12 protein-coding genes are annotated in these 22,305 nt (G+C 74.2%); 9 read left to right on the top strand and 3 right to left on the bottom strand.

Going from position 1 to position 22,305, the window contains the following annotated elements:
• Positions 1 to 498: 498 nt before the first annotated feature.
• Both AC0ZLC_RS08305 and AC0ZLC_RS08300 read right to left on the bottom strand, forming a co-directional pair.
• On the bottom strand, positions 499 to 1,797 hold the full coding sequence (locus AC0ZLC_RS08305) for a serine/threonine-protein kinase (protein ID WP_476751250.1): 1,299 nt from the start codon (positions 1,795 to 1,797) through the stop codon (positions 499 to 501).
• A 117-nt stretch (positions 1,798 to 1,914) separates the two neighbouring features.
• Positions 1,915 to 3,630: a serine/threonine-protein kinase gene (locus tag AC0ZLC_RS08300; RefSeq protein ID WP_476751249.1), complete on the bottom strand. Its 1,716-nt coding sequence runs from the start codon at positions 3,628 to 3,630 to the stop codon at positions 1,915 to 1,917.
• Positions 3,631 to 4,088: 458 nt separating this feature from the next.
• Here AC0ZLC_RS08300 and AC0ZLC_RS08295 point away from each other — a divergent pair, with 458 nt between their 5' ends.
• From AC0ZLC_RS08295 to AC0ZLC_RS08255, 9 genes are all read left to right on the top strand, one after another.
• Positions 4,089 to 7,601 (top strand): FHA domain-containing protein, encoded by a 3,513-nt coding sequence (locus AC0ZLC_RS08295; RefSeq protein WP_476751248.1) that lies wholly within the window; start codon positions 4,089 to 4,091, stop codon positions 7,599 to 7,601.
• A gap of 342 nt (positions 7,602 to 7,943) precedes the next feature.
• Positions 7,944 to 9,335, top strand: a complete 1,392-nt coding sequence (locus AC0ZLC_RS08290; RefSeq protein WP_476751247.1) for an ABC transporter substrate-binding protein — start codon at positions 7,944 to 7,946, stop codon at positions 9,333 to 9,335.
• A 70-nt stretch (positions 9,336 to 9,405) separates the two neighbouring features.
• Positions 9,406 to 10,686 (top strand): carbohydrate ABC transporter permease, encoded by a 1,281-nt coding sequence (locus AC0ZLC_RS08285; protein WP_476751246.1) that lies wholly within the window; start codon positions 9,406 to 9,408, stop codon positions 10,684 to 10,686.
• Positions 10,683 to 11,591, top strand: a complete 909-nt coding sequence (locus AC0ZLC_RS08280; RefSeq protein WP_476751245.1) for a carbohydrate ABC transporter permease — start codon at positions 10,683 to 10,685, stop codon at positions 11,589 to 11,591. The genes AC0ZLC_RS08285 and AC0ZLC_RS08280 overlap by 4 nt, the downstream gene beginning before the upstream one ends.
• A 244-nt stretch (positions 11,592 to 11,835) precedes the next feature.
• Positions 11,836 to 14,160, top strand: coding sequence for a bifunctional glycosyltransferase/CDP-glycerol:glycerophosphate glycerophosphotransferase (locus AC0ZLC_RS08275; RefSeq protein WP_476751244.1), 2,325 nt, complete (start codon positions 11,836 to 11,838; stop codon positions 14,158 to 14,160).
• Between the two features lie 123 nt (positions 14,161 to 14,283).
• Positions 14,284 to 16,470: a bifunctional glycosyltransferase/CDP-glycerol:glycerophosphate glycerophosphotransferase gene (locus AC0ZLC_RS08270; RefSeq protein WP_476751243.1), complete on the top strand. Its 2,187-nt coding sequence runs from the start codon at positions 14,284 to 14,286 to the stop codon at positions 16,468 to 16,470.
• Between the two features lies 1 nt (position 16,471).
• Positions 16,472 to 18,673, top strand: a complete 2,202-nt coding sequence (locus AC0ZLC_RS08265; protein WP_476751242.1) for a bifunctional glycosyltransferase/CDP-glycerol:glycerophosphate glycerophosphotransferase — start codon at positions 16,472 to 16,474, stop codon at positions 18,671 to 18,673.
• A 104-nt stretch (positions 18,674 to 18,777) separates the two neighbouring features.
• The gene (locus AC0ZLC_RS08260) at positions 18,778 to 20,073 is read left to right on the top strand and encodes a hypothetical protein (RefSeq protein ID WP_476751579.1); all 1,296 of its coding nucleotides are present in this window, start codon (positions 18,778 to 18,780) and stop codon (positions 20,071 to 20,073) included.
• Between the two features lie 163 nt (positions 20,074 to 20,236).
• Positions 20,237 to 21,823 (top strand): hypothetical protein, encoded by a 1,587-nt coding sequence (locus AC0ZLC_RS08255; protein ID WP_476751241.1) that lies wholly within the window; start codon positions 20,237 to 20,239, stop codon positions 21,821 to 21,823.
• A gap of 45 nt (positions 21,824 to 21,868) precedes the next feature.
• On the opposite strand, the gene AC0ZLC_RS08250 is transcribed toward AC0ZLC_RS08255, so the two are convergent.
• Entirely contained in the window at positions 21,869 to 22,282 is a 414-nt protein-coding gene (locus AC0ZLC_RS08250; RefSeq protein ID WP_476751240.1) for an organic hydroperoxide resistance protein, read from the bottom strand.
• Between the last annotated feature and the right edge of the window lie 23 nt (positions 22,283 to 22,305).

Raw genomic sequence — 22,305 nt, 5'->3', positions numbered from 1 at the left:
CCTCGACCCCCTTGGCGCCCAAGGGAGCAACGCCCGGCCGGGCCGGCCCGCCCCTGTTCCCCGGGCACCCGGCACTGCCACCGATCCCGGGGTGGGCCGGCGAACCGGCGCCGACGGGGTGCCGCCCGCGCCCACCTCGCCCCAGCCCGGAGCGGCACGCCTGCCCGCACCCCAGCCGGGACGACCCGCACCCGCCCTCCCGCAGAAGGGGCCGTGCCGGTACATCAGATGCCCGTTGCAGGTCGGGCAGACGGCCCCGGTTCACCCCCGCAACCCACGCGCCCGCCCGACATGCAACGGGCGGATGTACCGGCGCGGCCCCGACCCACCCACCGGCCCGTGGGCGACCCACCGGAGCGAACCCGACCCCCCGGAGGCAAGACGCCCCACCGGAGCGAACCCGACCCCCCGGGGCCAAGGCGCCCCACCGGAGCAAGCGCGACCCGACGCAGCCAAGACGCCCCACCGGAGCCAAGGCGCCCCCGACGCCCAGGACAGTCACGGCGCAGCCGGAGCCGACGTCTCCCTGTCGTCGCGGGGCGTGGCTCCCGCGTCGTCGCCCGACGTGGCGACCCACGTCCCCACCCCCACCGCGGCGATCAACGCCACCGCCGCCGCCCCCAAGGTGATCCTCCGCCGCCGAGCGGACGCCCGATGCCGGGCCGACCCCGGCCGCGGCGCCCCCGCGGCCCGCGGCGCCCGCGCCGTCCCCCGCGCGCCCCCGGCCAGCTCGTCCGGCCCCGGCACCCGCATCGACGTGTGCGTATCCCGGTTCGAGTCCGGCGCGGCCCCCGGCACCAACGGCACCGCCCCCCGCCGTACCCGGCCCCGCCCCCGCTCACCCTCGCGCCCCGCGACGGCCTCGGCCGTCTCCCCGTATCCCGGCCGCCGGGAGCCCTCGCCGCCCTCCGCCTCGGACTCCGCCTCCGCCTCCGACTCCGCGTCGGGCTCGTCGACGTCCAGCGGCGGCATCCCGGCCAGCAGCGGCAACTGCTCCCGCAGCCGCGCCCCCAGCTCGGACGCCCGCAACCGGGACGCCGGAGCCTTGGCCAGGCACTGCACGATCAGCTGCCACAGCTCGTCGGGGATACCGGGCAGCGGCACCACACGCTCCGTGACGTGCCGCCGCAGCACGGCGCCCGGATGCCCGCCCCCGAAGGGGGTGAAGCCGGCCAGCAGCTCGTACAGCACCGTGGCGAGCGCGTAGATGTCGACGGCGGCCCGCGGCGGCAGCCCCTCGATGATCTCCGGGGCGAGATAGTCCGGCGTGCCGATGATCTTCGTCGCCCGGGTCCGCCGCGGCGAGTCGATGAGTTTGGCCACCCCGAAGTCCGTCAGCAGCGCGGGATGCGCGCCGCCGGGTCCGAGGGGCCCCTGCATGTCGAGCAGGACGTTCTCCGGCTTGACGTCCCGGTGGACGACACCGGCCGCGTGCGCGGCGGCGAGCCCGTCCGCGACGTCCGCGACGATGGCGACCGCGGCCTCCGGGGCCAGCCGCCGCTCGCGGTCGAGCCGGGTCCGCAGATCGGTGCCGCGGACGAGGTCCATGACGAGCGCGAGGTCGTTGCCGTCCACGACGAGGTCGCGCACCGCGACCACGTGGGGATGGTCGAGGCCCAGGAGCGCCGTGCGCTCCTGGACGAAGCGCCCCACCAGCTCCTGGTCGGACGCGAGGTCCTCGCGCAGCAGCTTGATGGCGACGGGCCCTTCGGGACCCTCACCCAGCCACACCGTGCCGGCGCTTCCCCGCCCCAGAATCTGGTTCGCGGTGTACCGGCTCCCGATCTTCCGTGCCAAGGCTGCTCCTACAGACGCGTGTTGTCGTTAAAACTACGCGCCGGAAGAGCCAACCTTCACCGCGGAGACGGAAATCACCCCTCAGGTGTCGACAAATCCCCAGAGCAGTCGCCCGGCCTACTGCCCGGTCTTGGCTCCCAGGTCCCCGATCCACCCGCTCACGGTGTCGAACCAGTCGCTCAGTTGCTCCCAGTAGCCCTTCGTCGTCCCGATCCACTCCTGAAGGGGACTCAGCTCCCAGACCAGCCACCCGGCGACGAACAGGATGACCACCGTGAACAGGCACCCCTTGAGGCAACCGAGCCCGGGGATCTTCATCGGGTTGGCGCTGCGCGGCCGCGGCTCGCGCGGCTGCCGGGGCGCGGGCTGCTGCGGCTGCTGAGGCGCGGGCGCGTACCGCTGCGGCTGCTGCTGTTGCTGTTGCGGCTGCTGTCGCTGCGGCGCGTACTGCTGGGGCTGCTGCTGCGGATAGCCGTATCCGGGCTGCTGCTGCCCCTGCCGGCCTCGATGCCCCTGCTGCCCCTGCTGCCCCTGGGGTTGCTGCTGGGGCCGCTGCTGCTGGGGCCGCTGCTGCGGCCGGGCGACCTGCCGCTGGGGGCGTCGGCGCAGCGGGTCCTCGTTCGGGTCGAGATACGACTGGACCTGCGTCTGTTCGTTGCGGTCGCGGGCGGCGCGCAGCTGGCTCTGCCAGGGATGCGGGTCCTGGGGCCCTGCGGGTCCTCCCTGCTGGTGCGGCGGCACGGGCGGCAGCACGGCGGTCGGATCGGCGGCGCCGCGGTGGGGCAGCACGGACGTCGGGTCGGCGTCGCCCGAGGTGTGCGGCAGGACGCTGGTCGCGCCGTTCGGGTCGTAGGCGCCGGCGCCGTGCGGCAGCACCTGTGTCGCGTCGGCGGCTCCGGGGGTGTCCGGCACCGGCGCGGGGGCCGGATCCGGCGCGAGCAGCGCGCCGACCCCCTCGGCGGCGGCGATCTGCGCGGCGCTCGCGTGCACGCCGACGCCGTGGGCGACCGTGCGCAGCCCGCGGGCCAGGTTCTCGGCGCTCGGCCGCTCGTCCGGGTTCTTGCGCAGGCAGCGCTCGATGACGGTCCACAGCGGGTCCGGGACGGTCGACGGCCGGCGGGGTTCGGCGCTGAGGTGCTGGTGCAGCACTTCGAGGGCGGACCCCCCGGAGAAGGGCGGGCGCCCGGTCACCAGCTCGTAGAGCAGGATCCCGGCGCCGTAGATGTCGACGGCGGACGTCTGGGGGCGGCCCTCCGCGGACTCGGGCGCGACGTACGCGGGCGTGCCGACGAATTCGTGCGTGCGGGTGAGGCCGGGCGAATCGGCCAGCCGGGCGATGCCGAAGTCGGTGAGCATCGGGTGCATCCCGCCCCCGTCCTGCTTGAGCAGGACGTTCGCGGGCTTGAGGTCGCGGTGCACGACGCCGTCGGCGTGGCTGGCGGCGAGCGCGTCGGCCACCTGGGCGGTGAGGAGGGCGGCGGCGACCGGCGAGAAGGGCCCGTTCTCGCGGAGGTAGCGGTGCAGGTCGGGGCCGTCGACGAGGTCCATGACCAGCGCCAGCAGTTCGCCCTCGACGACCAGGTCGCGGACCCGGACGATGTTCGGGTGGGTGAGGCGGAGCAGGACGGAGCGCTCCCGCAGGAACCGCATCACGATGTCCGCGTCGCCGGCGAGCTCCTCTTTGAGGACCTTGATCGCGACGGTCTCGCCGGGCTGCCCGGCGACCGCCGCCTCCGCACCCGCGGTCTCCCTCTGGCGGGCGCGCCAGACGGTGCCTGTGGCGCCGCGTCCCAGCGGCTCCTCAAGGAGGTACTTGCTCCCTACCGGCCGCACGTCATGCGCTCCCTGCTGCTTGCTTGACTGGTCCGTCCACCGTCGACCACCGTGCTCGGGGTGTTCCGGCCCACTGTAGTGCCGTGGAACGTGGGACCGGGCTGTCGTCCTGCTGTGCTTTCCGTCCCGCGCGGACGCCGTTCCGGGCGTGGGGCGGGCACTCCTGTACGTGTCCGGAGGGAAGACGCTCACTTCGGACCGTTGGTTGCCGCCCGCTGGACGTGACCGATCTCAAGCGGGTTCCGGTCGGGCACTGGCCAGGAACTTTTGCGGGCAGAGCCGACCAATCAAGATCACTTGTTCGTGGGTGCCGGGCGTGTTGTCGGTGGCAAGTGCGAGGATGCCTCCAGTACTGGCCGACGTGCCCGTGCGCGGTGGGGGAGTCTGCGGTGGGGGACCGCAGCGCAGTCTCGTCCTCCTCGTCGCGGGTGCCCGCGCGGAAGGGACCCCGGACGGCGATGCAGATCCGGCTGACCGTCGTAGACCCGCTGGGCCCGCCCTCGGAGCCGCGGGGGCGAGCCGTCACCTGCGATGTGCTGGTCACCGCGCCCGCCGGGACGGCGCTGGCCGCGGTGCAGTCCGGACTGGCCTCGGCGGTCGCGGGAGGGGACGCTCCGCTCGTCCTGTACGCCGGTTCCGAGCGGCTCGACGCGCAGCGCTGCACGCTGGGCGAGCCGCCGCTGACCGACGGTGCCGTGCTGTCGCTGGGCGCTCCCGCCGAGCCCGGGCCCGACGAGACCGACGTCACGGCCCAGCTGCACGTGGTCGCGGGTCCCGACGCGGGCGGTGTCCACCTGCTGCACGACGGCCGGATCCACATCGGCCGTTCGGCCGACGCGGACGTCCCGCTGGACGACCCGGACGTCTCCCGCCTCCACTGCGCGGTGACGGTCTCGCCGGACGGCCGCGTCGCGGTCGCCGACCTCGGCTCCACGAACGGCACGACGCTGGACGGCACCCGTGTGGGCGAGCGTCCGGTGCGGTTCGGGGCCGGGGCGCTGCTGCGGGTCGGCGAGTCGGCGCTGCGGCTGGCCCCGTCCGCCGCGGCGGGTGCCGTCCCGACGGCTCCCGACGGCGAGGGGCACGTGCGGGTCAGCGCCGCCGGGGCGAGCGGCCTGCCCGGTGCCGCGGACCGGACGGAGGGGCCGGGGCGGACTGCCGCCGTGCCCCACGCGGGCGTGGGCGGCGGCGCCGAGACCCCCGCCACGGGCACCCGCACGGACGCGGGTACCGGCCGGTTCGCCCCCGCGGGAGACACCCACCACGGCTACGGCTCCGCGGAATGGGGATCGGCCGGCGGCCTCCCGGGCGCGCAGCAGCACGCGTCCGCCGCACCGCCCGTCGTCCCGGGTCAGGGGCGGGCACCCCGGACGGAGAGCAGGCGTCCGGACTCCCCCGGCGGGCCGGTGCCCGACTGGGACGGCGACACCCGCGGACGCGGCGAGGCGGCCCCGGGAGAGGCGACGGCCGCCGGTGCGGGCGGTCACGAGGACGGCGCACCGGACCCGGGCACGCGCAAGGGCACGCCCACGCGCGGCACCGACGTACCGCCCGGCATCCGCAGGCGCGGTCTCTCCGCCTGGGCACGCCGGCTGACCGGCGGCCGTGACGAGCCGCCGGAGGCCGGCCAGGAGGCGTACGGCGCCCAGGACGCCGAGCCGGCCGGCCCCCTCCCGGCCCCCGCGCAGCTGCCGGACACGTGGCCGGATCCCGCGACGCTGCTGCTCACGGCGCTCGGCCCGGGGCCGCGGCTGTGGGAGCGCGAGCCGGGACACCCGGAGATGCTCACGGTCCGGCTGGGGACGGCCGACCGCGCCGCACCGGGCGGCTCGGGCCTGCTGCCCGCGGTGCCCGTGACGGCCGGGCTGCGCGAGGTCGGCTCGCTGGGCCTGGCCGGCCCACGGGCGCGGCTGGCGGGGCTGGCCCGCGCGGTCGTCGCCCAGCTCGCCGCGCTGCACTCCCCCGACACTCTGGAGATAGTCCTGCTCAGTACGGACCGTGCGCGGACCGTGGAGGAACGTACCTCCGAGTGGTCCTGGCTCGGCTGGCTGCCGCATGTCCGCCCCACCCACGGCCAGGACTGCCGTCTCCTCCTCGCCTACGACCGCGACCAGGCGATCGCGCGCGCGGACGAACTGCTGCGCCGCCTGGAGGACCACCTGGCGGAGGCCGGGAGCGCGGCCCCGGGCGACGGCCGCGTCCGGGGCGCGGCGGCACCCGGCCCCGTCCGCGGAGGGGCCCGGCGTCCCTCCTGGGCCCAGGAGGACCCGGAAGAGGGCTTCCCGGGGCCGTACACGGTCCTCGTGGTGGACGGCGACCCGGGAGCCGCGGGGGTGCGGGACGCCGTGGTGCGGCTGGCGCGGGAGGGCGCGCAGGCCGGGATCCACGTGGTGTGCCTCGCCGAGACCGCGGCGGCGTCGCCGGCCTCACCGGTGACCAGGACGTACGAGGCGGCCTGCGGGGCGGCGCCCGGTTTCCGGGAGTGCGGTGCCGTCGCCCTGCTCAGCGGTGACGTGGCCACGGCCCTGCGGCTGATGCGGGTGGCCCCGGCCGGCCCGCCCGCGGAACTCCGCGCGGGCGCGCCCGACGGGTCCAGGACGGCACCCGCCCGGGACGGCCGCCCCGCCGACGGCGGGCACGAGCGCCCGTCCGCATCCGGCGGCAGCCGGTCCCGCCCGCAGGGCGCTCCGGGCCCGGACTTCGTCGGACACGGGACAGTGGCCGCGGTGGACGCGGTGTCGGCGGCGTGGGCCGAGCGGTTCGCACGGGCGCTGGCGCCGTTGCGCACGGACGGCACCGGGGACCGGCACGCGCGCGTGTCCGCTCCGCTGCCCCAGGCGGCCCGTCTGCTGGACGAGTTGGGGCTCGCGCGGGCCACGCCCGCCTCCCTGCTGGCGCGTTGGGCGGACGCGGCGGACGACACACAGGCGCTCGGCGGCCGCGCGCGTGCGGTGCTCGGAGCGGGACCGCGCGGACCGGTCTGCGTCGACCTCGCCGCCGAGGGCCCGCACCTGCTGATCGAGGGCCCCCCGGGCAGTGGCCGTACGGAACTGCTGCGGTCGATCGCCGCGTCGCTCGCCGCGGCGGAGCGGCCCGACCGGCTCGGCATCGTCCTGATGGACGGGCGGGACCACACGGGCGGCAAGAGCGGCGGGGGGCCCGCCGAAGGACTCGCCGCCTGTACGGACCTTCCGCACGTCTCCACCCACCTGACCGCCAACGACCCGGTGCGGATGCGGGAGTTCGCCCAGTCACTGGGCGCCGAGCTGAAGCGGCGGGCGGAGCTGCTCGGCCGGCAGGACTTCACCGAGTGGCACACGAACCGCGAGGTGTCCGGCCGCCTGGTCGCCCAGCGCTCGGCGGACGGCTCGTCCGGCACCGGGGATCTCGACAGTCCCACCACGTCGACGATCCGGCTGCGCCCGGCGGCGGCGCGCAGGCGTACGGAGCCGGGGCCGCCGCTGGCCCGGCTCGTGGTGGTGGTCGACGACCTGGACTCCCTGCTGTCGCCGGCGCTGGGTTCGCCGGGCAGGCCCTCGGCGGGGTCCGTCGTACGGGCGTTGGAGGCCGTGGCCCGGGAGGGCGAGCGGCTCGGGGTGCACCTCGTGGCGGCGACCGGGATGTGCGGGCGGGTGACGGACACGGAGCTGGCGCGTACGGCGGCGCTGCGCGTCACGCTGGACGTGCCCACGCCGGGGCCGGACGAACCGGCGCCGGGGCGGGGGCGGGTGTCCGGAGCGGACGGGAGGGTCACGCCCTTCCAGGGCGGGCGGGTGACGGGGCGGATTCCCCGTACGGCGACACTTCGGCCGACGGTGGTGCCGCTGGAGTGGCAGCGGATGGGGGATCCGCCGGCGCGGCGGCCCGTGCGGGAGCTGGGCAACGGTCCCACCGACCTCGCGCTGCTCGCCAGTGCGCTGGAGCGGGCGGCGCGCTCGGTCTCCGCGACGGAGGTCCCCTCGCTCCTGTGACGGGGTCCCCGGGACCACGCGCCCGGGGACGGGCGTTTCCTCCCCCTGCCCGTCCCTGGGGCTCCGTGTCGGCCCGCGTCCTCGTCCGCCCGTGTGACGGGGTTTCACGCCCGGTCGGCGTAGGGCGGATGTACCGGCGCGGCCCCGGCCCACCCGGGCACAGGGCGCCCCGGCAAGGCGCCCCGTCGGCCCCCGCACGTCACGACGCGGTCACGATCACTCGTCGGACACCGCAGGCGCTCTTGCCGCCCTCGAGCACCCGGGCGTACACCAGACCGCACGGGACAGGTTCCAGATGGACAGCGCTCAGACGTTCGACGAGGAACGAAGAACGGGGCACAGATGCACAGCACTGCTCAGTCACGCCAGGCACGCCGACCGGGCTCGGCCGCCGCACGCGCCGCGGCCGCGGCGCTCACGGCCGGCGCCCTCGCCCTCACGCTCACCGCGTGCGGTGGCGACGACGACGGCGACAGCGACGGCGGCAAGAAGAAGGAAAGCAGCGGAGCGACCGTCACGCTCCCCAAGCTGGACGGCGAGAGTCTGGAGGTCGCCGCCGTCTGGACCGGCCCCGAACAGGCCAACTTCAAGAAGGTGCTCGCCGAGTTCGAGAAGCGGACCGGCGCCAAGGTCACCTTCGTACCCGCGCAGGACCCGATCATCAACTTCCTGGGATCGAAGATCGCGGGCGGCGAGCCGCCGGACATCGCGATGCTCCCCCAGGTCGGCGCCATCAAGCAGGCCGTCGAGAAGAACTGGGCCAAGCCCGTCGGCAAGGAGGCCCAGGAGCAGCTGCGGAAGAACTACTCGCAGGGCTGGCAGGACCTCGGCAAGGTCGACGGCAAGCAGTACGGCGTCTACTACAAGGCGGCCAACAAGTCCCTGATCTGGTACAACGCGAAGGTCTTCGAGAACGCGGGCGCGAAGGAGCCCAAGACCTGGGACGAGCTCCTCAGCACCGCCCAGACCGTCTACGACTCGGGCGTCACGCCCGTGTCCGTCGGCGGCGCGGACGGCTGGACCCTCACGGACTGGTTCGAGAACATCTACCTCTCCCAGGCAGGCCCGGAGAAGTACGACCAGCTGGCCCAGCACAAGATCAAGTGGACGGACCCGTCCGTGAAGGACGCGCTCACCACGCTCGCCCAGCTGTGGGGCAAGAAGGACTACCTCGCGGGCGGTGCGAGCGGCGCGCTGCAGACGGAGTTCCCGGCGTCCGTGACACAGACGTTCACCGGCGGGGACCAGCCGAAGGCGGGCATGGTCTTCGAGGGCGACTTCGTCCAGGTCAACATCACGGAGACCAAGGCGAAGGTGGGCACGGACGCGAAGGTGTTCCCGTTCCCGGCGGTCGGTGACGACGCGCCGGTCGTCAGCGGCGGCGACGCGGCCGTCATCCTGAAGGACTCCAAGGCCGCCCAGGCACTCGCCACGTTCCTCGCCTCGCCCGACGCGGCGAGCATCCAGGCGAAGCTCGGCGGCTACCTGTCGCCGAACAAGAACGTCGACGCGTCCAAGTATCCGAACGCGGTGCAGCGCAAGATGGCGCAGGCCCTGGTCTCGGCCGGCGACGACTTCCGGTTCGACATGTCGGACCAGGCCCCGCAGGCCTTCGGCGGCACGCCCGGCAAGGGCGAGTGGAAGGAGCTCCAGGACTTCCTGAAGAACCCCAAGGACGTCGCGGGGACGCAGCAAAAGCTGGAGTCGGACGCCGCCAAGGCGTACAAGGACTGATCCGGGGATGACGTCGGTATCGGCGGGAGGGGCCGCTCCGGCCCCTCCCGCGGCTCACACCCGCAAGAGCGTGACCGGCACCCGCAAGGCCGTGGCAGCGCTGTTCCTGCTGCCCGCCCTGGTGCTGCTCGGCGCGCTCGTGGTCTACCCGATCGGGTACTCGCTGGTCCGGAGTTTCTTCGACCAGTCCGGCGACGGCTTCGCCGGCGTCGACAACTACCAGGCGCTGTTCACCGACGACGGCATCCGCACGGCCCTGAAGAACAACGTGCTGTGGGTGGTGTTCGCGCCGACGATCTCGACCGCCCTCGGTCTGGTCTTCGCGGTGCTCACCGAACGGGTGCGCTTCGGGACCGCGTTCAAGCTGGTCGTCTTCATGCCGATGGCGATCTCGATGCTCGCGGCGGGCATCATCTTCCGTCTTGTGTACGACCAGGACCCGGAGAAGGGTGTCGCCAACGCGGTCTGGGTGGGGGTGCACGACACCTTCGCGGAGTCGTCCGCGTTCCCGAAGGCCCACCCGGGCCGTGAATCGCCGCTCAAGCCGGACGGCGGCGGCTTCGTCACCCGCACGACGGTCAGCGCCGGGCAGCCCGTCACGCTGCCCCTGGTGGGGGTCGCCCCCGACCAGATGCCCGGCAGCGCGGAGAAGGCCGCACCGGCGAAGGCCGAGCCCGGCAAGGTCACCGGCACGGCCTGGCAGGACTTCACCCGCGGCAAGGGCGTCGGCGAGCTGGGCCGCGTCGACAGCTCGGAGCTCGGCTACGCGGGCATGCGGATCGAGGCCGTGAAGGACGGCGAGGTCGTCGACTCCACGAAGGTTGCGGGCGACGGCACGTTCACCCTGTCCGGCAAGGCGGACGGGGCGGTGCTGCGGCTCCCGGCGAGCAACTTCCGCGAGGCGTACAACGGCGTGGACTGGCTCGGTCCTTCGCTGGTCACCCCGGCCGTCATCGGCTCGTACGTATGGATGTGGGCGGGCTTCGCGATGGTGCTCATCGCGGCGGGGCTCGCGAGCGTGCCGCGCGAGCTGCTGGAGGCCGCGCGGGTGGACGGCGCGAGTGAGTGGCAGGTGTTCCGCAGGGTCACGGTGCCGCTGCTCGCCCCGGTCCTCGCGGTCGTCACGGTCACCCTGATGATCAACGTGCTGAAGGTGTTCGACCTGGTCTTCATCATTCCGCCGGGCTCGTCCCAGGACGACGCGAACGTGCTGGCCCTGGAGCTGTACCGCAAGGGCTTCTCGGAGGACCAGCCGGGCATCGCGAGCGCGATCGCCGTGTTCCTGCTGCTGCTGGTCATCCCGGTGATGCTGTTCAACGTCCGCAGGCTGCGGCGGGAGGTACGACGATGACCACGCAGGCCGACAGTCCTGTGAAGACGGCGCCCGTCGAGGCCGTCAGGCCGAAGCCCTCGCTCGGCTCCCGCCTCGCGAGCGGCGTCAGCGGGGGCGTGCTGCGGCTCTTCCTCATCCTGGTCGGCCTGTTCTGGCTGGTGCCGACCATCGGGCTGCTGCTGTCGTCGCTGCGCAGGCCCGAGGACATGAGCGCGAGCGGCTGGTGGAAGGTCTTCAGCGAACCCTCGCAGCTGACCGTGGACAGCTATCAGAAGCTGCTGGAGAACAGCGACATCACCAGTTCCCTGGTGAACACGGTGCTGATCACCGTCCCGGCGACGGTGCTGGTCGTGGTGATCGGCTCGCTCGCCGGATACGCCTTCGCCTGGATGGAGTTCCCGGGCCGCGACTGGTGGTTCCTGGGCGTGGTCAGCCTGCTGGTCGTGCCCGTGCAGGTGGCGCTCATCCCGATCGCCGAACTCTTCGGCAAGCTCGGTCTCTTCGGGACGATCCTCGGGGTGATCCTGTTCCACGTCGGCTTCGGGCTGCCCTTCGCGGTGTTCCTGCTGCGGAACTTCTTCGCGGAGATCCCGAGGGAACTCCTGGAGGCGGCCCGTCTCGACGGCGCGGGTGAACTGCGCCTGTTCCTGCGCGTCGTGATGCCGCTGGGCGGGCCCGCGATCGCCTCGCTGGGCATCTTCCAGTTCCTGTGGGTGTGGAACGACATGCTGGTCGCGCTGGTGTTCACCAAGTCCGGCACCCAGCCGATCACGGTGGCGCTGCAGACGCAGGTACGCCAGTTCGGCAACAACATCGACGTGCTGGCGCCGGGTGCCTTCATCTCGATGGTGGTCCCGATGGCCGTGTTCTTCGCGTTCCAGCGGCAGTTCGTGTCCGGTGTGATGGCGGGCGCCGTGAAGTAGGCGCACACGGTACGGCGGGCGCGTGCGGCAGGCGCCGCGCGGTAGGCAGTCGAGGGGCGGGCCCGACCGGTCCGCCCCTCGGCGTGTGCGCACCCCTCCCGCGGGAGCGCGCACCCGGCGTCCCGGGGGCGTGGACGCCCGCGCGTCCTCGCTCCCGCGTCCCCCGGATGCCGCATGTGGCGTAACCAGGTCACCCCTTCGGCCGTTCCCGGGCAGTATGCCCGCGCCGACCCATGGATGTCCCTTGCCCAGGTTCAGTGTCATCGTCCCCGCGTACAAGGTTCAGGCATACCTGCACGAGTGCCTCGAATCCGTGCTTGAGCAGTCCTACCCGGATCTCGAACTCATCGCGGTCGACGACTGCTCACCCGACGCCTGCGGCGCGATCATCGACGAGTTCGCGGCCCGCGACGCCCGCGTACGCCCGCTGCACCTGCCCGAGAACGTGGGCCTGGGCCGTGCCCGCAACGCGGGCCTCCAGTGCGCCACCGGGGACTACCTGATCTTCCTGGACAGCGACGACACCCTCACCCCCGGCGCCCTGCGGTCGATCGCGGACCGGCTGAAGGAGACCTCGGAGCCGGACGTCCTGGTCTACGACTACGCGCGCACGTACTGGTCGGGCGAGATCGTCCGCAACCAGCTGGCGGGCCAGCTCACCGAGGAGGGGCCCGCGCCCTTCCGGCTGGCGGACCGGCCGGGGCTGCTGAAGGTCCTGATGGTGGTCTGGAACAAGGCGTACCGGCGGGAGTTCGCCGAGCGCGAGGGCCTCACGTTCCCGCCGGGGCTCTACGAGGACACCCCCTGGACCTACCCGGCGCTGATGTCCGCGGCGACGATCGCCACCCTGGACCGGGTCTGCGTGCACTACCGGCAGCGGCGCCGGGGCAGCATCCTCGGCACGACCTGCCGGGGGCACTTCGACATCTTCGACCAGTACGACCGGGTCTTCGCGTATCTCGACGCCCGCCCGGAGCTGGCGCACTGGCGTCCGGTCCTGTTCCACCGGATGGTCGACCACATCGCGACGGTGTTCACCCGGCGCGGACGGCTGCCGCGCGGGTCCCGCGCCGAGTTCCTGCGCCGGGCCCGCGCCCATTACGCGCGGTACCGCACACCGGGGGCCGCGGTGTGCGGGCGCGTCCGGCTGCGGCACACGATGATCCGCCTCGGCAGCCACCGCATCTATCGGCTGCTGTCGCTGGCGTCCCGCCTCCGGCGACGGGCACGGCGGCTGGCCGCGCGGGTGGGGCACCGGACGCGGGAGGCGGCGCTCCAGGTCCACTACCGCGTCCAGCGCCGGCTGCCGCTGCGTGCCGACCGCGCCGTGTTCGCCAGTCACGGGGGCCGCGGGTACGGCTGCAACCCGGGCGCCCTGGAGTCCGCGTTCCGCACGCTCGCCCCGCAGATCCGCACCACGTGGATCGCGCACGCCGAGCACCACCACACCGTGCCGGCCGCGACCCGCCGGGTGCGGCCCGGCTCGGCCGCGTACTGGACGGCACTCGCCCGCTCCGCCTACCTGGTCGACAACGTCGGCTTCGACCGCCGTCTGGTCAGACGCCGCGGCCAGGTCGTGATCCAGACGCAACACGGCACCCCGCTCAAACGGATGGGACTCGACCTCCAGGACCGGCCGGCGGCCGCCCGCGGCACGGACTTCACCGCGCTGCTGCGCACGGCCGACACCTGGGACTACTGCCTCTCCGCCAACCGCCACTCCACCCTGGTCTGGGAGCGCGTCTTTCCCTGCGCCTACACGACGCTGGAGTACGGCCAGCCCCGCAACGACGTGTTCCAGCGGGCGACTTCCGCGGACGTGGCCCGGGTGCGGGAGTCCCTCGGCATTCCGGAGACGTCCGTCGCCGTGCTGTACGCGCCGACGTACCGCGACTACCGCCGCGGCCCGCTCCACACCCTCGATCTGGAACGCGTGCTGCGCCTGCTCGGCCCGCGCTTCGTGCTGCTGACCCGCGCGCACCCCTCCTACGGCGGCCCGCTCGCCCACGGTTCGGGGGGCCGCCTCATCGACGTCAGCGACCACCCGAGCGTCGAGTCCCTGTGTCTGGCCGCGGACGCGCTGGTCACCGACTACTCGTCCCTGATGTTCGACTACGCCAACCTGGACCGGCCGATCGTCGTGTACGCCGACGACTGGGAGGCGTACGAGGCGGCCCGCGGCACCTACTTCGACGTGCGGTCGTATCCGCCGGGCGCGGTCGCGCGCAGCGAGGACGAGCTGGTCGACATCTTCGCGAGCGGCCACTGGCGCGGTGCGTGCTCGGCCCGGCTGCGGGCCGCGTTCCGCGAGCGGTTCTGCCCGCACGACGACGGACGTGCCGCCGAGCGGGTGGTACGCCGGATCGTGCTGGGTGAGCGGGCCGGGCTGCCCGCGGTGGTGCCGCTCGCCGAGCGGCGCCCGGTGCCGTCGGCCGCGGCGGTACGTTCCGCCGCCGCGCTCACGACGGCACCGTCCGGACCGGCCGGTGCCACGCAGGTCCCGTCCTTGCCGTCCGTGCCGACGCCCGGGGCGGGGGTCGCCGCTCCCGTCGCCCCCGACAGCCTCTGAACCGGAGTACGCATGCCCCGCAGTTCGTCGCGGCCCACGCCGACCCGGCCCGCCACCTGGCGCCCCGCCGGCCGGCCGGGGCGATGACCCACCGGCTCCGCGTCCCTCGAGAGAAAGAGCAGCATGCCCCGCTTCAGCATCGTCGTCCCCACGCACGAAGTCGCCGGGCGCCTGTCCCAGGCGCTGGATTCGGTCCTCGCCCAGTCCTTCGGCGACTTCGAGCTGATCCCCGTCTGCGACGCGCCCCACTCCCCCGCTTACGCCGTCGCCACCGCGTACGCCGGGCGGGACCCCCGGGTCACCCCGGTCCACTCCCCGCCGTCCGCGGGGCTGGGTGCGGCCCGCAACACCGGGGCGGCGGCGGCCACCGGCACGTATCTGCTCTTCCTCGACGGCGACGACGAGCTGGCACCGGGCGCGCTGGCCGCCCTGGACGCGGGGCTGCGGGACGAGGAGGTGGACGTCCTCCGCTTCGAGCACGAGCGGGTCCACTGGTGGGACGTGGAGACGGCGACGCCCCCGCTGCCCCGGACGCCCGCGGGTGCCTTCGACCCCGACCGGGCGCCGGGACTCACCGGCGTCACGCTGCCCGCCTGGAGCGCGGCCTACCGCCGCGCCTTCCTTGCCGAGCACGGCCTCGCCTTCCCGGGTGGGCACTTCACGGACCTCGGCTGGGGCGGCCTGGTGACCCTCGCCGCCCGCCGGGTCGCGGTGCTGCGCACGGTCGTCGTACGGCATCTGCTGCGCCGGCAGGGCAGCCGGCTGAACGCGCCGGGCGAGCATCAGCTGGACCTCCTCGACCAGGTGGAGCTGGTACTCACCCGGGCCGCCGGGCAGGGGCTTTCGGCCGACCGGGCGAAGCCGCTGTTCGAGCAGCTCTTCACCGTGGTGCTGAAGACGGCCGCCCACCCCGAGCGGCTGCCCGCGCACCGGCGCCGGGCCTTCTTCCGCCGGGCGGGCCGGCTCTACCGACGCCACCGCCCGGCGGGATTCCGGCCGCCGACGGGCAGTCTCGGCGTGCAGCACCGGCTGCTGGCGGCCGGCGCGTACAGCGCGTTCCGGGCGCTGCGCGGCGCCAACCGGCTGGCAGCCGCGGCGAGCCGGGGGCTGCCCCGGCCGCGGATGCTGCGCACCCGTGCGCTGTACGCGCTGAACCTGCGGCGCTCCCTCGACGAGAACCTGGCCGTGTACTGCGCGTACTGGGGCCGCGGCTACGCCTGCAACCCGGCGGCGATCCACGCCAAGGCCGGCGAACTCGCCCCGCACATCCGCTCGGTGTTCCTGGTCGAGGCGGACGCGGTGGACGCGGTGCCGGAGGGGCTGGACCACGCGGTGATCGGCAGCCACCGCGCCTGGGAGGTGCTGGCCCGCGCCAAGTACCTGATCAACAACGCCAACTTCGCGGACGGCGTCGTCAAGCGTCCCGGCAGCGTGCATCTGCAGACCCAGCACGGCACCCCGCTGAAGAAGATGGGCGTCGACCAGTCGACGTATCCGGTGGTGGCCGCGGCGACCGGCAGCTTCGCCAAGCTGCTGGCCCGGGTGGACCGCTGGGACTACAACCTGTCCGCCAACCCGCACTCCACCCAGATGTGGGAGCGGGCCTTCCCCGGCTCGTACGAGACCCTCGAGTACGGCTATCCGCGCAACGACGTCTACTACACGGCGACCGCCGAGCACGTCGCCCGGGTCCGGCGCGCGCTCGGCGTCCCGGAGGGGAAGACGGCCCTGCTGTACGCGCCCACGCACCGCGACCACAGCACCGGCTTCGACGCCCGGCTGGACCTGGAGGCGTTCTGCGAGGCGGCCGGGGACGACTTCGTCGTGCTGCTGCGCGCCCACTACTTCTACGACGAGGGCCGTCCTCGAAGGAGCGGCGGGCGGATCATCGACGTGACCCGGCACCGCTCCTCCGAGGACGTCTGCCTGGCCGCGGACGCGCTGATCACGGACTACTCGTCGATCATGTTCGACTACGCCAACCTCGACCGCCCGATCGTCGTGTACGCCGACGACTGGGAGGTCTACCAGGAGACGCGGGGCAGCTACTTCGACCTGATGAAGAGCCCGCCGGGCCAGGTGGCCCGAAACCCGGGCGAGTTGACGCGCCTGTTCCTGGACGGCTCCTACGCGGACGCCGAGTCGGCCGCGCGGCGGGCCGCGTTCCGGGAGCGCTTCTGCCGGTTCGACGACGGGCGGGCCGCCGAGCGTGTCGTGCGGCGGGTGCTCCTCGGCGAACCGCCGGAGGCGATCCCGCCCGTGGTCCCGCTCACCCGGCGCACCCCGGCCCCCACCCTCGTAAGGAGCTGACGTGCCCCGCTTCAGCGTCATCGTCCCGGTCTTCAAGGTGCAGGGCTTTCTGCGCGAGTGCCTCGACTCGGTCCTGGAGCAGTCGTACCCGGACCTGGAGGTGATCGCCGTCGACGACTGCTCCCCGGACGGCTGCGGCGCGATCCTCGACGAGTACGCCGACCGTGATCCGCGGGTGACGGTGCTGCACCTGCCGCAGAACGTGGGGCTCGGCCGGGCCCGGAACGCCGGGATGCCGCACGCCACCGGGGACTTCCTGTTCTTCCTCGACAGCGACGACACGCTCACGCCGGGCGCGCTGCGCGCCATGGCCGACCGGCTCGACGAGACCGCCGACCCGGACGTGCTGGTCTTCGACTACGCGCGCACCTACTGGTGGGGCGGCACCCGCCGCAACGTGCTCGCGCGGGTGCTCGCCGAGGGCGGCGACGGCACCTTCACCGCCGCCGGACACCCGGAGATCCTCGAACTGCTGATGGTGGTGTGGAACAAGGTCTACCGCCGCGACTTCGTGGAGCGGCACGGCTTCCGGTTCCCGCCCGGCTACTACGAGGACACGCCGTGGACGTTCCCGGCGCTGCTCAGCGCGGAGCGGATCGCCACGCTGGACCGGATCTGCCTCGCCTACCGGCAGCGCCGCCAGGGCAACATCCTGTCCACGACCAGCCGCAAGCACTTCGACATCCACGAGCAGTACGAGCGGGTGTTCGCGTATGTCGACTCCCGCCCCGAACTGTCCGGCTGGCGCCCGTATCTGCACCGCAAGATGGGTGAGCACTGCCTGGACATCCTGGCCAAGCCGGACCGGCTGCCCGAGGCGGACAAGGGCGAGTTCTTCCGGCGTACGGCCGCCCTGTTCCGCACGTACGGCGGCGGCCCGGTGCCCCCCGAACTGCGCGTCCTGGAGCGCGGTTACACCCGCTACCGGGTCCGCCGGCAGGCCGCGCGCGCCGCGAAGGCGCTCGACGAGCGCGGGCAGCGGGTGCGCGCGGCGGCCGTCGGACGGATCCGGCACGGCTGGTCCGCCGTGCAGGAACTCCGGCCGCTGGACCCGGACCTGGCCGTCTACTCGGCGTTCTCGCACCGCGGGGTCCTCGGCGATCCGGCCGCCGTGCACCGCGCCGCCCGTGAACTCGCGCCGCACATCAGGGCGGTGTGGGTGGTGCGCGAGGACCAGGTGCCGCTGCTGCCGCCCGGCATCGACCACGTCACGCCCGACTCCCTGCGCTACCACCAGGTCACCGCACGGGCCACGTACTTCGTCAACAACGTCAACTGGCCCGGCACGCTGGCCAAGCGGCCCGGAAGCGTCCACCTCCACACCCATCAGGGCACCCCGCTGAAGTACATGGCGGCCGACCTGCTCGGCAAGCCGGGCGCCCGGCACGGCTTCGACGTGCCGCAGATGCTGCGCCGCGCCGACCGCTGGGACTACAGCCTGGTCGCCAACCGGCACTCGGAGCTGATCTGGGACCGCGCCTACCCGTGCCACTTCACCTCGCTGCGCACCGGCAGTCCCCGCAACGACGTCCTCGTCCGGGCACGGCCCGAGGAGGGCGCCGCCGTCCGCGCCCGGCTCGGCATCCCGGCCTGCCACACGGTGGTGCTGTACGCGCCGACGCGCCGCGACTACGTCCGGGGCGGGCACGTCGACCGCGTCGACCTGGCCCGGTTCGCGGACGACCTCGGCGCGGACCACACCCTGGTCGTACGGCTGCACCCGTCGCTCGCGGACGGGCCCGCGCGCGGTCTCGGCCTCGCCGAGCTGCACCGGCGCGGGGTGCTGGTCGACGGGACGGACGAGCCGCACGTCGAGGAGCTGATGCTCGCCTCCGACGTGCTGGTCACGGACTACTCGGCCCTGCTGTTCGACTACGCCAACCTGGACCGGCCGATCGTGGTCCACGCGGACGACTGGGGCGCCTACCGGGCGAGCCGGGGCACCTACTTCGACATCACGGCCGACCCGCCCGGCCATGTGTCGTCCTGCTACCGGGAGCTGGCGTGGCTGTTCGCGTCCGGGGCGTGGCGGGACGAGGAGTCGGCGCGGCTGCGGGCCGGGTTCCGGTCGCGGTTCTGCGAGTTCGACGACGGCCGGGCGGCCGAGCGGGTGGTCCGGACGCTGATGCTGGGCGAGCGGGACGCCCCGGCGCCGGTCCGGGTGCCCGCGCCCGCGGGGCACGACGTCCGGGTGTCCTCGTGACGTCCGACGCCCCGGCGGGCCCCGGCGGGCCGGCGCGTCCGCGGCTTGGCGACGGGCGGGCCCTTCGCGCCCGGCTCCGGGACCGGGCGGGGCCGCGGCACTGGGTGGTCCTGGTCGCGGTGGTCTTCGCGGTGCTCCAGCTCGCCAACACCACCGGCCGGGACACCCCCGACACCAAGAACTACCTCTCGTACGCCCTGGGCCTGCGCGGCGAGGACAGGCGCGAGGCGGCGGCGACGACCATCGACTACGTGTGCGCGGGGAAGGCGTCCATCGCGCGCCGCAACCAGAGCGTCGACGTGATCCGCTTCCACCTGCCGAGCCCCACCCGGCGGGTCACCGAGGAGTGCCGGCGCGAGCAGTGGCGGCAGGTCGACGGGCGGCTGCGGGCCGGACAGACGGCCGGCCACACGGTGCCGTTCATGCCCTCCCGGTTCATGCGGATCTTCGAGGCGCGCCCCGGATATCCGGTGCTGCTGGTGCCCTTCGTCACGGTGCTCGGCGTGACGTGGGGGCTGTGGGCGGCGGGCGTCCTCGTCACCGTCGTGGGTGGCGTCCTCGCCTTCCTGGTCCTGCGCACCGTGCGCGCCCCCGCCCGGGTGGCCCTGACCGGGCAGGTGCTCTTCCTCGTCCTGCCGTGCGGCACCACCGCCATGCGGCCCATGACCGAGGGCCTGCTCCTCGCGCTGACCCTGGCGGCGCTCTGGGGCTGTGCGCTGGCGTTGGACGGCCGGGTGCGGGCCGGCGCCGCCCTGGTGGGCGGCTCCCTGCTGCTGCTGTTCACGGTGAAGCACTCGCAGGCGCTGTTCCTCGGGGCCTGTCTGGCGGGCGCGTGCGCGGTGATCGGCGGACGGCGGGCCCGGCGGCGGGGGGCGCGGCCGGTGCTCAGGGGGGTGTGGGAGGTGCTCGGGCGGCCGTTGCGGACGGTCGCGGCGGTGGCGGGCTGTGCGGCCGTGGCGACCGTGCTGGCGGCGCGGGTGCTGCGCTACCCCTCGGAGTCGGAGAGCCTCCAGGACCTGCTCACCGGCCACTTCGGGCGCCCCGACCGGAGCCGGCCGTGGCGGGAGTTCCTCCACCTGGAGGTGAACTTCTGGGTGGAGTGGCTGCGCCGCCGGCTGTGGGACCCGCTGTTCCTTGCGGCGCTGGCCGCCGGTGCGTGGGGGGCGCTCAGGCAGCGCCCGGCCTTCGGCGTCCTCGTCCTCGCGGCCGCCTTCACCGGCGTCCTCAACCAGGCCGGGCACCCGGACATCAACATCTACGGGGACCGGCTGATCGTGCTGGCGTGGCTGCTGCCGGTGCTGGGGCTTCCGCTGCTGCTGGACCGGGTCGCACGGCCCCGGGCGACGCTCTCCGGCACGGTGCCCGGACCAGTGCGCAGGGACGCGTCCGTGTCAGGTTAGGGCAGGGCGCGCGTCGGCAGGCAGCCGGAAAGGGAAAGAGCGCATCCCCCGATGAGGTGACTCCCCGCTAGGGCGTTGACGCCAGCGGGAACGTACGTCAAATGCCCCGAATCGTTCCGCCCCGCTCGCTGCCCGCTCCGCCCCGCCCGACCCCTTCCGCCCGGTGAGCGCCGGCCTTCTCGTCCGGCGCGCCGTGCACGGCGCCACGGCGCTGCGCGGCGGCCCGTCCTGGCGCCCGACCCCGTACCAGGTCGTCGGCGGCCTGTTCTGGCTAGTGATGTCGCTCGCCTACTGGCGGGTCCCGATGTGCTGCGACTTCGGCCAGCACGCGGCGGTCGTGGAGCGGCTCAGGGCGCGGCTGCTGCACCCGCGGCACCCGATGGCCGACCTGCCGGGCGCGGGCAGCCCGTACTACTCGCCGTACGCCGTCGCGCAGGGGGCCTTCGCCCGGGTGACGGGGTTGCCGGGCTGGGAGGTCGTGCGGCTGTCCGCGCCGGTCAACCTGCTGGTGCTGCTGACCGGCATCGGGCGCTTCGTGCGGGTACTGGCGCCGCGCCGTCCCTGGGCGCCCGTGTCGGCCCTGCTCGCGATGGTGCTGCTGTGGGGCACCGAGCGGGCCTGGTGGAGCGGCTACCTCGGGCTGATGTCGATGACGGGCAACCTCGGCTACCCGTCGACGTTCGCCATCGGTTGCGCCTTCTGGGCGTGGGCGCTCACGGGGTCGCGCGCGGCCGGCCTCGGCGGACCGGTCCGGTACGTCGGGCCGAGCGGCCTCCGGAGCTTCTCCGGGTACGCCGGGGTCGGCGTCCTGTACGGCCTGATCCTGCTCGTCCACCCGATCACGTCGGTGGCGGCGGTGCTCGGCGCGGTGGCGTTCGTGGCGGCGTGGCAGCGCGGGTGGCGCGGGGCGGTCGTCGGCCGGTGGGCCGTGGCGGGCGGCGCGGCTCTGCTGGTCGCCGCGTGCTGGCCGTACTTCGACGTCTTCGCGCTGGCCGGCGACACCAGCGTGGACGCGATGCACCGGCGGCTGTACCTGGGGGTGCCCGACCAGTTCTGGCTGGCGCTGATCGGGGTGCCCGCGCTGTGGGTGCGGGGCCGGCGGGCGCGGGGCGGTGGGCGCTGGTGGCGGGCCGGCCGGGATCCACTGGTGCTGATGTTCGTCCTGGAGTGCCTGGTCGTGGCGTACGGCTGGGTCAGCGGGCACTACACGTACGGCAGGATCCTCGGGCTGACGCTGGTGCCGCCGCAGTTCGCCCTGGCGGTTGAGCTCGCGGCGCCGCGGCCCTGGCCGTTCTGGCGGCGCGCGCTCGGCGGGACGGCGGCCGTCGGGGCCTGCGTGGGGTTCCTCACCGTGCAGGCCGGGGCGGTCGTGCCGCGCTCGGTCGACCCGGTCGGCTTCGCGCAGCCGCCGCACTGGCCGACGTACGAGTGGGCGGCGCGGCACATCGGGCCCGGCGAGGTCGTCATCACCGACGGGTACTACGCCGTCCACTCCATCGCCGGGTACGGGCCGAACCTCGCGGCGCCCGCCTGGCCCGACGCCTCCCTCGACGAGGGGGCCCGGCTGCGGCGGCTGGCGGCGGTCCGCGCCTATCTCGACCCGGCGTCGACGCGCGCCGAACGCACCGCCGTCGTGCGGCGCTACCACGTGCGGTGGCTGCTGCTGACCCGCTGGAAGCGGGTGCCGCGGGAGGCGGTGGTGGTGGCGTGGAGCCGGACGACGGGCGAGGTGCTGGCGCGGGTCGCGTGAGCGCCCGGGACCGAGGCCCCGGGCGCTCACGGTGTCGCGGGCCGGTTACTCGACGACGATCTCGACCGGGATGTTGCCGCGGGTGGCGTTGGAGTAGGGGCAGACCTGGTGGGCCTGGTCGACGAGCTTGCGGCCCGTCGCGGCGTCCACGGAATCGGGCAGCTCCACGCGCAGCGTGACGGCCAGGCCGAAGCCCTCGCCCTGCTTGCCGATGCCGACCTCGCCGGTCACCGCGGCGTCCGAGACGTCGACCTTCGCCTGCCGGCCGACGAGGCCGAGGGCGCTGGCGAAGCAGGCGGCGTAACCGGCCGCGAAGAGCTGCTCCGGGTTGGTGCCCTCGCCGTTGCCGCCCATCTGCACCGGTATGGCCAGCTGGAGGTCCAGGCGGCCGTCGGAGCTGACGGCGCGGCCCTCACGGCCGTGGGTGGCGGTGGCGACAGCGGTGTAGAGCGTGTCCATGGAAGACCGTCCCTCTCACATCG

This window comes from Streptomyces sp. GLSS-08, from assembly GCF_056387915.1.
Note: the sequence above shows the minus strand (reverse complement) of the source record. Positions and strands in the feature narration are given on the sequence as shown.

Bases quoted from the DNA above. Each gene is read 5' to 3' on its own strand.
- AC0ZLC_RS08295 (WP_476751248.1), top strand. From the start codon at position 4,089: ATGCAGATCCGGCTGACCGTCGTAGACCCGCTGGGCCCGCCCTCGGAG.
- AC0ZLC_RS08290 (WP_476751247.1), top strand. From the start codon at position 7,944: ATGCACAGCACTGCTCAGTCACGCCAGGCACGCCGACCGGGCTCGGCC.
- AC0ZLC_RS08280 (WP_476751245.1), top strand. From the start codon at position 10,683: ATGACCACGCAGGCCGACAGTCCTGTGAAGACGGCGCCCGTCGAGGCC.
- AC0ZLC_RS08270 (WP_476751243.1), top strand. From the start codon at position 14,284: ATGCCCCGCTTCAGCATCGTCGTCCCCACGCACGAAGTCGCCGGGCGC.
- AC0ZLC_RS08250 (WP_476751240.1), bottom strand. From the start codon at position 22,282: ATGGACACGCTCTACACCGCTGTCGCCACCGCCACCCACGGCCGTGAG.